10 protein-coding genes are annotated in these 13,819 nt (G+C 48.5%); 9 read left to right on the top strand and 1 reads right to left on the bottom strand.

Annotated features, from left to right (window positions below):
• Position 1: 1 nt before the first annotated feature.
• Genes M2120_RS01915 through M2120_RS01890 form a run of 6 tightly spaced genes read left to right on the top strand, consistent with a single transcriptional unit; the run spans position 2 to position 10,354 of the window.
• On the top strand, positions 2 to 2,446 hold the full coding sequence (locus M2120_RS01915) for a DEAD/DEAH box helicase (RefSeq protein ID WP_280797038.1): 2,445 nt from the start codon (positions 2 to 4) through the stop codon (positions 2,444 to 2,446).
• The gene (lnt, locus tag M2120_RS01910; RefSeq protein WP_280797037.1) at positions 2,447 to 3,931 is read left to right on the top strand and encodes an apolipoprotein N-acyltransferase; all 1,485 of its coding nucleotides are present in this window, start codon (positions 2,447 to 2,449) and stop codon (positions 3,929 to 3,931) included.
• Positions 3,932 to 3,967: 36 nt separating this feature from the next.
• Complete coding sequence (gene dnaE / locus M2120_RS01905; protein WP_280797036.1) at positions 3,968 to 7,483, top strand: DNA polymerase III subunit alpha; 3,516 nt, start codon at positions 3,968 to 3,970, stop codon at positions 7,481 to 7,483.
• A 21-nt stretch (positions 7,484 to 7,504) separates the two neighbouring features.
• Positions 7,505 to 8,821: a histidinol dehydrogenase gene (hisD, locus tag M2120_RS01900; RefSeq protein ID WP_280797035.1), complete on the top strand. Its 1,317-nt coding sequence runs from the start codon at positions 7,505 to 7,507 to the stop codon at positions 8,819 to 8,821.
• A gap of 4 nt (positions 8,822 to 8,825) precedes the next feature.
• Complete coding sequence (nrdR, locus tag M2120_RS01895; RefSeq protein ID WP_280797034.1) at positions 8,826 to 9,293, top strand: transcriptional regulator NrdR; 468 nt, start codon at positions 8,826 to 8,828, stop codon at positions 9,291 to 9,293.
• Positions 9,293 to 10,354: a quinone-dependent dihydroorotate dehydrogenase gene (locus M2120_RS01890; protein WP_432418526.1), complete on the top strand. Its 1,062-nt coding sequence runs from the start codon at positions 9,293 to 9,295 to the stop codon at positions 10,352 to 10,354. The genes nrdR and M2120_RS01890 overlap by 1 nt, the downstream gene beginning before the upstream one ends.
• A gap of 3 nt (positions 10,355 to 10,357) precedes the next feature.
• Here M2120_RS01890 and M2120_RS01885 read toward each other — a convergent pair whose 3' ends face one another.
• Entirely contained in the window at positions 10,358 to 10,924 is a 567-nt protein-coding gene (locus M2120_RS01885; RefSeq protein WP_280797033.1) for a DUF3043 domain-containing protein, read from the bottom strand.
• A gap of 42 nt (positions 10,925 to 10,966) precedes the next feature.
• On the opposite strand from M2120_RS01885, the gene M2120_RS01880 reads away from it, so the two are divergent.
• The 3 genes from M2120_RS01880 (at position 10,967) to ctaC (ending at position 13,814) form a co-directional block, all read left to right on the top strand.
• Positions 10,967 to 12,349, top strand: a complete 1,383-nt coding sequence (locus M2120_RS01880) for a dipeptidase (protein ID WP_280797032.1) — start codon at positions 10,967 to 10,969, stop codon at positions 12,347 to 12,349.
• Between the two features lie 81 nt (positions 12,350 to 12,430).
• Positions 12,431 to 12,787, top strand: a complete 357-nt coding sequence (locus tag M2120_RS01875) for a HesB/IscA family protein (RefSeq protein WP_280797031.1) — start codon at positions 12,431 to 12,433, stop codon at positions 12,785 to 12,787.
• A 136-nt stretch (positions 12,788 to 12,923) separates the two neighbouring features.
• Positions 12,924 to 13,814, top strand: a complete 891-nt coding sequence (gene ctaC / locus M2120_RS01870; RefSeq protein WP_280797030.1) for an aa3-type cytochrome oxidase subunit II — start codon at positions 12,924 to 12,926, stop codon at positions 13,812 to 13,814.
• Positions 13,815 to 13,819 lie beyond the last annotated feature (5 nt).

The following is a 13,819-nucleotide window of genomic DNA, read 5'->3' as shown; positions in this document are numbered from 1 at the left end:
CATGCCTGAGCTCTCTGCAGCAGAACGTTTCGCCTTGGCTAAGGCTCGAAATTCGACACCTCTCGTGAATGAATTTCGAGAACGCCGTGCTTTTGATCTAGATCTATTTCAAATAGCTGCCGCAAATGTCTTAGAAGCAGGCAATAGCGTTCTAGTTGCTGCTCCTACTGGAGCTGGCAAAACTGTTGTGGCTGAATTTGCGGTATTCCTGGCCATGAGCACAGCCTCAGACAAACTCTTCTACACAACACCTATGAAGGCGTTGTCTAATCAGAAGTACAACGAGTTTGTCGAAGAGTGGGGCGCTGAAAACGTCGGAATCTTGACCGGTGACACGAATATCAACTCTGGTGCCCGTATTGTCGTGATGACCACGGAAGTCCTTCGAAACATGCTTTATGCAGATAGTAATCTGCTTGCTGATCTGCGTTTCGTGGTGATGGATGAGATTCACTACCTCGCAGACCGTTTCCGCGGAGCAGTGTGGGAAGAAGTAATCATTCACTTACCCCAACATGTTCGTTTAGTTGGGCTCAGTGCGACAGTGTCGAACGCGGAAGAATTCGGAGATTGGCTACAAGCAGTTCGAGGCGACACTGACATCATCGTCTCGGAAGATCGTCCGGTTCCCCTCGATCAGCATGTACTAGTGGGTAATAAATTCATTGACCTTTTTGATGGTTCGAATGCAGCCGCAGAGCACCGTGTGAACCCAGAATTACTCAGGCTTGCCCACTCTCACCAGAGGGCTCCACACATTCGCTCCGCAGGTAGAAATGCACATCGTGGCGGACGCAATAATCGTCCACAGTATGCACAGAATCAACCACTTCAGGGCCGTATGGATCGTGCAAATGTGATAGAGCTTCTTGCAGAAAAGAATTTGTTGCCAGCAATTTCCTTTGTTTTTAGCCGTGCAGGATGCGACCAAGCAGTATCCCAAGTGTTGCGTTCTGGTATCCGACTCACTGATGCCGAAGAACGAGAAATCATTCGAGAAATCGTTGAAGATCGGTGCAGTACTATCAACGATGAAGATTTGGGCGTACTTGGTTATTGGGATTGGCTTGAGGGACTCGAACGTGGTGTTGCTGCACACCACGCAGGGCTTCTACCTGCATTCAAGGAAGTAGTCGAAGAGCTTTTTCAAAAGAAACTAGTCAAAGTAGTTTTCGCTACAGAGACTCTAGCTCTTGGCATCAACATGCCTGCCCGAACTGTAGTTCTCGAGAAGTTAGAAAAGTTCAATGGTGAGGCACGTGTTCCTCTCACCCCGGGGGAGTACACACAACTCACTGGACGAGCTGGTAGACGAGGTATTGACGTTGAAGGTCATTCACTCATTCAATGGGCAAATAATCTTGATCCGCAGACTGTGGCAAGTCTTGCGAGCCGAAGAACTTATCCTCTGAATTCGAGCTTTAGACCTACGTACAACATGGCGATCAACCTGATTGAACAATTTGGTCGTACACGTACGCGCGAGATTCTTGAGAGTAGCTTTGCTCAGTTTCAAGCAGACAGAGCCGTCGTTGATCTGGCTCGTAAGGTCAAACAGCAGGAAGAAACACTTGCCGGCTATGCAGAACCCATGACATGCCACTTGGGTGATTTTGCTGACTATGCAGCCCTCAGACGTAAACTCACAGACCTTGAGAAACAGACAGAATTCGGTTCACGTGCAGCGAAAGAAAAGCGCAGTGCCGAATTGAACTTATTACGCAAGCAAATGAAAAGTCATGCATGCCATCACTGCCCAGATCGTGAACAACATGCACGATGGGCTGAGCGTTGGTGGAGACTCAAACGCGAAATAGACAAGCTCGTTCAACAAATCAATACTCGTACAGGTGCAGTCGCCCGTATTTTCGATCGTGTTTGTGACGTATTGGTCGATATGGACTACTTAATGAAAGATCCTCAGGGATCTGAGTTCAGCCTCACTCCCAAAGGCGAATCGCTTGGCAAGATTTACGGTGAACGAGATCTACTGATAGCTGAAAGTATTCGCTTGCGATTGTGGGACTCACTTGATGCACCCTCTCTAGCTGCTATGGCGTGTGCAATCGTCTTTGAACCACGACGCGAAGAAGGACTTATCAATGAGCGTTATCTGCCACGTGGCAAGTTCTTAGATGCGTTACATGAGACTCAAAACCTTTGGTCAGACCTTGAGGAACTAGAGAATTACCACAAGCTTCCAGGGACCAATCCACTTGCTACAGGCTTGTGCTTGGCAATGTATAAATGGGCTAAGGGTTCGCGTTTAGATGACGTACTTTTCGATGCTGATATGCCAGCAGGAGACTTTGTCCGCTGGTCCAAGCAGACCATTGATCTACTAGACCAGCTAGGACAAGTAACAAGCGGTGATTTGCAGAAGACCGCCCGGACAGCTCTTGAGCAAGTACGTCGTGGCATTGTGTCCTATTCGACGGTGATGTAAATGAAACGTCTGAATCTGTGGCTCGCAATGCCGATGTCAGCTCTGTCGGGTTTTGCCCTTCAGGGCGCATTCCCGTCAACGAACTATTGGCCATTAGCTTTTGTTGGAGTGTTTCTGCTCTTGTGGTCTCTATTTGGCCGCGGAGTATGGGCTTCATTGGCGGTTGGACTTGTCTCCGGTGCTTGTTTTTGGCTTTCGCTCATTAACTGGTTGACCCTATACCTCGGTCCAGTTCCTTGGTTGGCTTTGGGTATTTTGCAAGCCATCTTTTTCAGTCTCGGTTCGATGTTGATGGCCATTGCCCTCAACCGCGGACCCACTCGATGGCCAAGTCGATGGGGCCGGTTAGGTGTTGTCAGCATTGTTGTCGCTTCGTTGTGGACGTTAAGGGAGAGCATCACCAGCGTCTGGCCTTATGGTGGGTTTTCATGGGGGCGACTTGCACAATCCCAATCCGAAAGCCCCATTGCACATGATGTGACGTGGGTTGGAACTGCTGGTTTGAGCTTCATCATCGCACTTACAGCAACTCTGGTATTCCAAGCGTTGAGGGAACGACACCGCCCCTTACTGGTTGTGCCAATCCTGTTCTTCATCACAATGCTGGTTATCCCTGCCTTCACAATTACGGTTCAGGGCACCACGAATGTATTAGCTGTTCAAGGTAATTCCAGAGCAGGACTGTTTGATCATGGTGCTCCTGGAGCTATTCTTCAAGATCATGTTTCAGGCACTCTTCCTTATGCTGGCAAGAACATTGACATGGTTGTGTGGCCAGAAAACGCAAGTGATTTAGATCCTCTGGAATCAGAATTAGCAGCCCTCATGCTCACCACCGTGTCACAAAAAGTTGGTGCCCCCATTGTCACAGGAACCATCACAACCACTCCTGATGATGAATACTTCAATTCTTCACTTGTCTGGACTGATGGTGCTGTCGCTCAATATGACAAGATTCACCCCGTACCCTTTGCTGAATACATGCCTAATAGAGAACTGTGGCGATCGTTTCAGCCTGAACTAGTAGATCTGGTAACCCGCGACTATTCCGCAGGAACTAGATCGAACGTGGTTGATATCAATGGAGTGTTAGCTGGCATCGCAATATGTTTTGACATCACTGATGACCAACAGGCGTACCAGATGATCAATAGCGGAGCACAGGTGATTCTTGCCCAAACTAACAATGCGGACTTTGGAAAGACGTCAGAAAACCTTCAACAGTTATCGATTGCACGATTACGCGCAATCGAAACTGGTCGGTCAGTTGTGAACATCTCGACGGTGGGTACTTCAGCCATTATTTCTCCGACAGGTTCAACAATTGACACCATTCCTGCTTATCAACCAGGAGCCATGTTGACTGCAGTTCCCTTGAGTTCATCTCTGACTCCAGCAATGGCACTTGGTCGAAGTATTGAATGGGCAATTGGTGCTATTGGAATCATCGGATTGTTGCTCATCTTGCTGCGTCGTAAGCCATAGAATTGAAGTCTTGAGACTTACGAAACCGGAGTGAAAATGGGCAAGGAAAACGATTCTTTCGTTCACCTTCACGTTCATTCCGAGTACTCAATGCTCGATGGTGCAGCACGTGTCAAGCCGCTAATCGGTGCTGCAGTCGAAGCTGGCATGCCGGCTATCGCAATAACTGACCACGGAAACATGTTTGGTGCCTACGATTTCTGGAACGCAGCAACTGATGCAGGAATCAAGCCGATTATTGGTACGGAGGCCTATCTCACCCCAGGTACTCACCGAACGGATAAGACCAGAATCCGATGGAATAACGGTGGAGATGATGACGTGTCTGGTGGTGGTGCGTACACCCACATGACACTGCTGTCTTCCTCCACTGAAGGCATGCATAATCTATTCAAAATGTCTTCGCTTGCCTCCCTCGAAGGCTATTACTTCAAGCCGCGCATGGACCGTGAGCTGTTGAATACTTATGGCAAAGGTTTGATTGCTACAACTGGCTGTCCTGGTGGTGAAATTCAAACCCGTCTGCGCATCGGTCAATACGCCGAAGCACGTGAAGCGGCTGCTGAATTCCGCGATATTTTTGGGGCCGAAAACTTCTTCGTTGAAATCATGGATCACGGTCTTGATATCGAGCGTCGAGTCGTATCCGATTTGATCAAGTTGTCTCAAGATCTAGGACTGCCTCTAGTTGCAACCAACGACCTGCACTACACGCATGCGCACGACGCAGATGCGCATGCGGCATTGTTGTGTGTGCAATCGGGTTCAACCCTGGATGACCCTAATCGTTTCAAGTTTGAATCAAACGAGTTCTACTTAAAGTCCGCTGCAGAGATGCGACGTCTTTTTGCTGACTATCCAGAAGCTTGCGATAACACCCTGCTTATTGCAGAGCGTTGTGAGACAAGTTTTGAGAAGCGTGACCTTATGCCGAGATTCCCCGTACCTGAGGGGGAGACAGAAGCTACGTGGTTCGCCAAAGAAGTTCAGGCAGGTCTCGAGCGCAGATTCCCCGCAGGCATCTCAGAAGCACACAAAGCTCAAGCGAAATATGAAGTTGATGTCATTATTCAGATGGGCTTCCCTGGATATTTCTTGGTTGTGGCTGATTTCATCGCGTGGGCGCGAAAGCAAGGTATCCGTGTAGGACCAGGTCGTGGTTCTGCTGCTGGGTCTCTCGCTTCATATGCAATGGGTATTACTGAATTGGACCCTCTCCACCATGGTCTTATTTTCGAACGATTCTTAAACCCAGAACGCGTTTCCATGCCCGATGTGGATGTTGATTTCGATGATCGTCGCCGTGGTGAAGTTATTCGATACGTCACTGAGAAATATGGCAGTGACCGGGTTGCGCAGATTGTTACCTATGGAACCATCAAAGCCAAACAAGCTCTTAAGGATTCCTCAAGAGTTCTTGGAATGCCCTATTCAGTAGGGGAGAAGCTCACTAAAGCAATGCCCCCATCGATCATGGGTAAAGACATTACTCTGACCGAAATTATGGACCCTCAGGCCACAAGATACAAAGAAGCTGCCGACTTCCGAAGTGTTCTTGAGTCAGATGTTGATGCCCAAACTGTGTTTGCTACTGCGCAAGGCATAGAAAACCTGAAGAGACAATGGGGCGTACACGCAGCAGGTGTCATCATGTCTGCTGAGCCTTTGATGGATGTTATTCCCATCATGAAGCGTGAAGATGATGGCGCAATCATCACACAATTTGATCAGCCACCATGTGAATCACTTGGTTTGCTCAAGATGGACTTCTTAGGTCTTCGTAACCTGACGGTTATCCAGGATGCTTTGGTAAATATTCAAAACAACCGTGGAATAACCGTAGAACCAGAAACTCTTGATCTCGATTCTGACCCAGCAACATATGAGTTGCTCTCACGTGGCGACACCCTCGGAGTTTTCCAGCTCGATGGTGGCCCAATGCGTGCATTGCTGAGACAACTTAAGCCCACGAATTTCGAAGATATTTCAGCAGTAATTGCGTTGTATCGTCCAGGCCCCATGGGTATGAACTCTCACACCAACTATGCACTTCGTAAAAATGGTTTACAACAAATTGAACCCATCCATCCTGAACTTGAAGAACCACTATCTGAAATTTTGGGAACGACATATGGCTTGATCGTCTATCAAGAACAAGTGATGGCCGTTGCACAAAAGGTCGCTGGCTTCACGCTTGGACAGGCAGATGTGTTGCGTCGTGCAATGGGTAAAAAGAAAAAGTCAGAGTTGGATAAGCAATTTGCTGACTTTGAAGCAGGAATGCTTTCTAACGGCTATTCAGCCGATGCCGTTAAGATTCTCTGGGACACATTGATGCCCTTCGCTGACTACGCATTCAACAAGGCGCATTCAGCTGGATATGGTGTCTTGAGTTATTGGACAGCTTACCTGAAGGCGAATTTCCCTGCCGAATACATGGCTGCTCTTCTTACCTCTGTTGGTGACTCGAAGGACAAGCTCGGTATCTATCTTTCTGAATGTCGACGTATGGGCTTAAACGTGCTTGCTCCCGACGTTAATGAATCTGACGGAGTTTTCTCGGCCGTTGGCCAAGACATCCGCTTCGGTATGGGAGCGATTAGAAACGTTGGTTTTGGTGTTGTTGAACACATCAAAGCAGCTCGTAGCGATAAGGGTCGCTTTGAAAGTTTCCATGACTTCCTCAAGAAAGTACCTCTCCAAGTTGCCAATAAGAAGACCCTCGAATCGTTGATTAAGGCGGGTGCCTTCGACGCCATGGGCAATACTCGCCGAGCGCTTGTGGAAATCCACGAAGATGCAGTTGAATCTGCGGTGAGCTTGAAGAGGAATGAAGCTTTAGGTCAAGTTGATCTTTTCGGCGACATGTTCGAGTTCGAAGAAGAACACACACAGGTTCCTGATCGACCAGAGTTCAACAAACGAGACAAATTAGCGTTTGAACGTGAAATGTTGGGTTTGTATGTTTCTGATCACCCGTTGGCAGGATTAGAACTTCAGCTAGCTAAACATGCGACCACCACCATCAACGATCTCACTTCTAGCGATTCAACAATGGATGGAGATATCGTCGTGCTCGCCGGGCTCGTCACTGAAGTCCAGCGCCGAATCGCGAAGAAATCCGGTAACGCTTATGGCATTATCAAACTCGAGGACTTTGGCGGCGAAATGGACATCATGCTCCTGGGGCGCACCTATCAAGAATTTGGTCCCATGTTGGAGACCGATCAAGTACTTGCCGTGAAAGGTCGAGTGAATGTTCGCGATGACGGCCTAAATATTCAAGCCATGAGTATGTTCGTTCCAGACGTTGGTGCCGTCGTTGGCCAACAAGGACCACTCAACCTCGTCCTTCCCGAAGTTCGTGCTACCTCAGCAACCATCAACGAATTATCAGAGGTGCTCAAACGTCATCCAGGTGAAAGTGAAGTACGTCTGCGACTAACTCGCGGTGCTACTGCTCGAGTTTTTGAACTTCCTGCGCGAGTCAACGTCTCCTCTGACCTTTATGGTGAGCTCAAGTCGTTACTTGGTCCTGGCTGCCTGGGCTAGCAGAAATAGACTGGATATCAAATGATTCGAACTCTAGATTTGCGTGGGTCACGCCCCGATCGAACAGAATTTCTCTCACTCATCCCTCGTACAGAGATTGATGTTGATGTTGCAAGCGCAGCTGCAGAAGAACTCATCCAGGCTGTTCGAGTATCAGGATCAGAAGCCTTGCGTGAACAAGCACAGCGACTTGACCATGTAACTGAGTATGAGATTCGTGTCCCACAATCACATATTGACGAAGCGGTGGCAGCGTTGTCTCCAGAACTTCGTTCTTCTCTAGTAACGGCCATCACTCGTGTTCGTGCTGGTTCGGCAGCTCAGGTGCCAGCCTCTGTCAAAACGAATATCGCCCCGGGTGCATCAATTACTCAACGGTGGCAACCGGTCGAACGTGTGGGTCTATATGTGCCTGGCGGTAAAGCGGTATACCCCTCCAGCGTGATTATGAATGTGGTACCTGCACAAGTTGCCGGTGTTAGTTCTATAGCTCTTGCTTCACCACCGCAAGCGGATTTCGGCGGCCGAATCCACCCCACGATTCTTGCTGCGGCAGGACTTCTCGGTGTGAGCGAGGTTTATGCCATGGGTGGCGCAGGCGCCATTGGTGCTTTCGCCTATGGTGTCGCAGATCTTGGCCTGACTCCGGTAAATGTGGTCACAGGTCCTGGAAACGTTTACGTGGCAGCTGCTAAACGTCTTGTGAGAGGCCGTGTTGGAATCGATTCAGAAGCAGGTCCAACCGAGATTCTCATCATTGCCGACGGTTCAGCTAATCCGTCATTCATCGCTGCAGATTTGATTTCACAAGCCGAACACGACGAGATGGCGTCAGCAGTGCTTGTGACCGACTCTGAAACTCTTTCACGTTTAGTTGCCGATGAAATCAAAATCCAAGCAGCTGCAACCACTCATTCCACGCGAGTACAGACAGCCCTATCTGGACCTCAGTCTGCGCTGGTTCTCGTTGATGACATTTCAGTAGCTGTTGATTTCTCGAATGCATACGGCCCTGAACATCTAGAGATTCACACTGAAAATTCACACAACGTCACTGCACAAATCACGAATGCAGGTGCCATCTTTGTCGGCAATTACACCCCCGTTAGCCTTGGAGATTACTCTGCCGGTTCGAACCACGTCCTGCCTACAGCAGGTCAGGCGTTGTTCTCATCTGGTCTAGGTGCATACACATTCCTCAGGCCACAACAAGTCATTGAATACAGTGAAGATGCTCTGGCAGAAGTCTCACAAGGAATTCGAGTGCTTTCAGATGATGAGAATTTGCCCGCACACGGTGATGCTGTAGATATCCGTTTCAAGTCAGAGGACAATTAGTCGAATGTATTGCCCCTTTTGCCGCCATTCAGATTCACGTGTAATTGATTCACGTACAAGTGATGATGGTCTTTCTATTCGCCGACGCCGACAGTGTCCAGAGTGCAATGGCCGTTTCTCTACTCTTGAAACTGCGTCACTCTCCGTCATTAAACGATCAGGCGTAGTTGAATCTTTCAGCCGCGAAAAGGTAGTTCTCGGTGTTCGTAAAGCATGCCAGGGTCGGCCTGTCACCGATGCTGATCTTGCTGTATTAGCTCAGAAAGTCGAAGAAACCATTCGAGCCACTGGTGCTTCACAAATTGAAGCGAATGAAATCGGCTTGGCTATTTTGCCTTCGCTGCGAGAACTCGATGAGGTTGCATACTTGCGTTTTGCAAGTGTTTACCAAGCTTTCGATTCCCTAGAAGATTTCGAAACTGCAGTTCAAACCCTTCGCTCGGAGCGTCAGAGTGGGCAGGCAAACCAATAGTGGCAACACATAACGGACATCACTCTTTCTATAACCTGATCTTCAACGGTTTCTTCAAGTTTGTTGACCCTGAAGATGCTCACCACTTAGGTGCGTTTGTGGTCAAAATGGCTGGCTTTCCGGGTATTAGAAGTATCAAACATGCTTTCAGTAAGCCAGTTCCTGAGCTTCATGTTCAGGCGTTAGGGCTTCACTTCGATTCACCTTTTGGTATGGCTGCTGGTTTCGACAAAGACGTCAAAATGGTTTCAGGTTTGTATGCGCTGGGTTTTGGCCACGTTGAAGTAGGCACCCTGACTGCACACTCACAACCCGGAAATCCTCGTCCTCGTCTGTTCAGACTGATTCCTGACCGTGCTCTCATCAACCGCATGGGATTCAACAATGGGGGAGCAGCTGCTGCAGTTCCGCGGCTCAAAAAGCTTCGTCAACTCAAACACCGTCCCGTCATCGGTGTGAACATCGGGAAATCACGGATCACCGAAGTTGAAGATGCTGTCGATGACTATCTCATCAGCACAAAATTGCTTGCAGGTCTAGCAGATTACCTCGTAGTAAACGTGAGTTCACCTAACACTCCTGGCCTTCGGGGACTGCAGGAACTTTCACAGCTCAAGCCACTGCTGAGTCAAGTTAAAGAAGCTGCTGGCAACACCCCACTTTTGGTTAAAATTGCTCCCGATCTAACCACAGAACAAATTCATGAAATCGCCAAGCTTGCGGTTGATATCAAACTCGACGGAATCATTGCAACCAACACAACCATTAGTCGTGAAGGCCTCGTAAGCGATTCTAAAAAGGTAGAACTCATCGGTGCTGGCGGTCTATCTGGTGCTCCACTAGCCGCGCGATCGCTAGAGGTACTCAAGGAAATTCGTGCTGTCGTGCCACAAGAAATGTGCATCATTTCTGTTGGAGGCATCGAAACCGCAGAACAAATTCAAGAGCGTCTTGATGCAGGTGCAACCCTCGTTCAGGGTTACTCTGCATTCATTTATAACGGTCCGATGTGGGCAGTAAAAATGAATCGTGGCTTGAAAAAACTAGCTCAGAAACGCTGATACTTAGCTTGGGTACTGGCGGCGACCAACCTGTGGCTTAGGTAGACGTAGGGGGCGCATCTGAAGGCTTCGCATACCTGCATACCAGCGAACACCTTTATCTACGGAACCAAATTTCGCCGTAATACGCTTGCGTAGTTGCACGCCCAAGATCATCACATCAGTGAGTGCGATGAAGAAGAATGCCCACAACACAAGGAAAGAACTCTCCTGAACAGGCAGGCTGGGAATAAACGTCATGATGATTACTAAAAACATAAACGGAACCATAAGTTCACCAACGTTGTAGCGAGCATCTACAAAGTCGCGAGCAAATTTTTTCTGTGGTCCGCGGTCACGAAGTGGGAGATACTTCTCTTCACCTGCAGCTAAGCCGATACGAGCCTTGTTACGTTCTTCATTTGCACGAGCTCGTTCCATACGTGCAGCTTCCTTGCGGTCACTGGGCACGAGAGGACGCTTATTAGCTGCTTCGCGTTCTTTGCGACTAGGTGTTGCGTGGCCTTTACCGGATGAACTCTCCTCATCAACAGATGCGGGGTTGATGTTTTCTTCAGACTTTTTCGCCACAATGTTCCTTTGTTTGAAAGCTTCGACCATAAGATTACCGGCATGAGTGCTTCTATTTCTGACGTTCGTACAAAGGTTTCATCAACTTTCGACCAATCAATGAAAGATTTGAAAGACCTCGTTCGTATACCTTCTGTTTCGTGGCCTTCGTTTGATTCACACGAAGTAGTCAGAAGTGCAGAAGCTGTTGCCCAACTTGCTCAAGAAACAGGGATTTTCGACAGCATCAACATCCTTCGTTCACGCGTAAGTGGCGGCGATGGTTTTGGCCAACCCGCTGTTGTTGCGCGTCGCGAACCTGGTTCTGGAAAACCAACAATTCTTCTATACGCTCATCACGATGTTCAGCCCCCAGGAGATTTAGGGGAGTGGAACACAGTTCCATTTGAACCAACTGAACAAAATGGTCGCCTCTATGGTCGCGGCTCAGCTGATGACAAAGCTGGAATCATGGTTCATATTTCTTCTCTACGTTTACTGCATGAACTAGTGGACTCTGTCGACGTCGGAATAGTTCTCTTAGTTGAAGGAGAAGAAGAATTTGGGTCACCCTCTTTCGAAAATTTCCTCACAGATCATCACGAGTTATTGCGCGCAGATGTCATCGTGGTGGCTGACTCAGGCAACTGGAACACGGAAACTCCTGCACTAACTACGACCCTTCGTGGCAATGCAACGTTCAAATTGACTGTCAAAACCCTTGATCATGCCTTGCATTCAGGGATGTTCGGCGGGGCAGTTCCAGATGCGTTTATGGCCTTTTCACGCCTAATCAACAGTTTCTATTCTGAAAATGGTTCTGTGGCTGTTGAAGGACTGCTCACAAACACAATTGCTACCCCTGACTATCTCGACTCACAAATGAGAACCGAAAGTGGCATTTTGGACGGAGTTGATCTCATTGGTGAAGGTCATGTACTTGAGCGGTTATGGAGTCAGCCCGCAATCACGGTCACAGGTATGGATATCCCTGATGTTGCTCACGCTTCAAATACGCTCCTGCCAACCGTTTCTGCACGTCTCAGCGTTCGCGTAGCACCAGGTCAGAGTGCTGAGGAAGCCTTTGCGGCAGTGGAGAGGCACATTTCAGAACATGTTCCATTTGGTGCACACGTTGTTATCGAAGACGTCAACTTGGGCGAGTCCTTTTCGACAGATACCCGTGGTTGGGCTGCACAGAGCATAACCAATGCTCTATCCCAGGCTTGGGACTGTGACGTCGTCAATATGGGTGTTGGCGGGTCAATTCCATTCATTTCTAGCTTCGTCAGCGCATTCCCCGGGGCACAAGTATTGGTGACTGGTGTTGAGGATCCGGATTCTCGAGCACATAGCCCTAACGAATCCCTCCACGTCGAATCTTTTAAAAATGCAATTGTTGCTGAAACGCTGTTCCTAGCTGAATGTAATTCAAGAGATATCTAGTTCTCAGGAATAATGCAGACAACTTTGAGCTTCAATATTTAGAATGTAATCACGCAACACAAACCCTTCCAAGGAGTGGAAATGACTGAAACGTCAACTGCCGAAGTTAAAGCACACGGCGTCGGACTTACAGATGCTGCTGCGCAGAAAGTCCGCTCACTCCTGGAACAAGAAGGGCGTGATGACCTTCGCCTGCGAATTGCTGTCCAGCCGGGTGGCTGCTCAGGCCTGATTTACCAGCTCTACTTCGACGAACGAGTCTTGGATGGCGATGCAGTGGTCGATTTCGGGGGAGTAGGGGTTGCTGTCGACAAGATGAGCGTTCCTTATCTCGACGGAGCAACGATTGACTTTGAAGACACCATTCAAAAGCAGGGATTCACCATTGATAATCCCAACGCTGAGGGAAGTTGTGCCTGTGGAGATTCCTTCCACTAAGTAACTTCGTTTTTGCTTCTGCCAAGCGAAAATAGAGCACGTTGCTACACATTCACAGCTCTTTCTGAGGGTAGAGTTGAACATGTTCAAGACAGTTATGTTTTGAATTTGAACAAGTGTTTGTGAAAGGCCAATTGTGCGTTCTACACGTCGAATCCGATGGGCTGCTATTCCAATTGCAGCAACGCTCGTACTTGCTTTGTCAGCATGTACTGATCAGGAGCTAGCTGGCTACATGCCCGGCTTCGTATCTGGGGCCTCACCAGTAACAAACCAAACCAAGTTGATCACTGACTTCTGGGTGAACAGCTGGATAGTTCTTTTTGCTATTGGTTTCATCACCTGGGGTCTCATGCTGTGGTCGATGGTTGTTTACCGCCGCCGCAAGACCGACACTGGCCTGCCAGTGCAGTTGCGATACAACATGCCTATTGAAATCTTGTTCACCGTCATCCCCTTCATCCTCATCATTGGCCTGTTTGCTCTTACGGCGCGTGATGAAGCAGTGATCGAAAAGCGCTTTGATAAGCCAGATGTCACCATTCAAGCTTTTGGTAAGCAGTGGGCGTGGGACTTCAACTACACCAACGAAGACGTGTACTACTCAGGAATTCAGGTTCAGCCTGACCTTTCCCCAGACGCACCTCAGGGTTCAATTCTTGAATCTTCCATTCCAACCCTTTACTTGCCTGTAGGCAAGAAGGTTGAAATCCAGCTCAACGCTCGTGACGTCATTCACTCGTTCTGGGTTATTGACTTCCTTTACAAGAAAGACATGATTCCTGGAAAGACCAATTACATGTCGATCATTCCTGAGCGTGAGGGTACTTATGCCGGAAAGTGTGCAGAGCTTTGTGGTGAATACCACTCTCAAATGCTTTTCCAAGTGAAAGTAGTTTCACAAGAGGAATATGACGCATACATCGAAAGCCTGCGTGAGCAAGGCTTCAACGGTCAGCTTGGAAATGAGTATGACCGCAACCTGAACCAAGCGAATGTTGTTGCATCCGCTACCGAGTCGAAGTAGTAGGG

The organism is Aurantimicrobium minutum (assembly GCF_029893825.1).
Lineage (GTDB): Bacteria > Actinomycetota > Actinomycetes > Actinomycetales > Microbacteriaceae > Aurantimicrobium > Aurantimicrobium minutum_C.
Note: the sequence above shows the minus strand (reverse complement) of the source record. Positions and strands in the feature narration are given on the sequence as shown.

Bases quoted from the DNA above. Each gene is read 5' to 3' on its own strand.
- dnaE (WP_280797036.1), top strand. From the start codon at position 3,968: ATGGGCAAGGAAAACGATTCTTTCGTTCACCTTCACGTTCATTCCGAG.
- hisD (WP_280797035.1), top strand. From the start codon at position 7,505: ATGATTCGAACTCTAGATTTGCGTGGGTCACGCCCCGATCGAACAGAA.
- nrdR (WP_280797034.1), top strand. From the start codon at position 8,826: ATGTATTGCCCCTTTTGCCGCCATTCAGATTCACGTGTAATTGATTCA.
- M2120_RS01880 (WP_280797032.1), top strand. From the start codon at position 10,967: ATGAGTGCTTCTATTTCTGACGTTCGTACAAAGGTTTCATCAACTTTC.
- M2120_RS01915 (WP_280797038.1), top strand. From the start codon at position 2: ATGCCTGAGCTCTCTGCAGCAGAACGTTTCGCCTTGGCTAAGGCTCGA.
- M2120_RS01875 (WP_280797031.1), top strand. From the start codon at position 12,431: ATGACTGAAACGTCAACTGCCGAAGTTAAAGCACACGGCGTCGGACTT.
- lnt (WP_280797037.1), top strand. From the start codon at position 2,447: ATGAAACGTCTGAATCTGTGGCTCGCAATGCCGATGTCAGCTCTGTCG.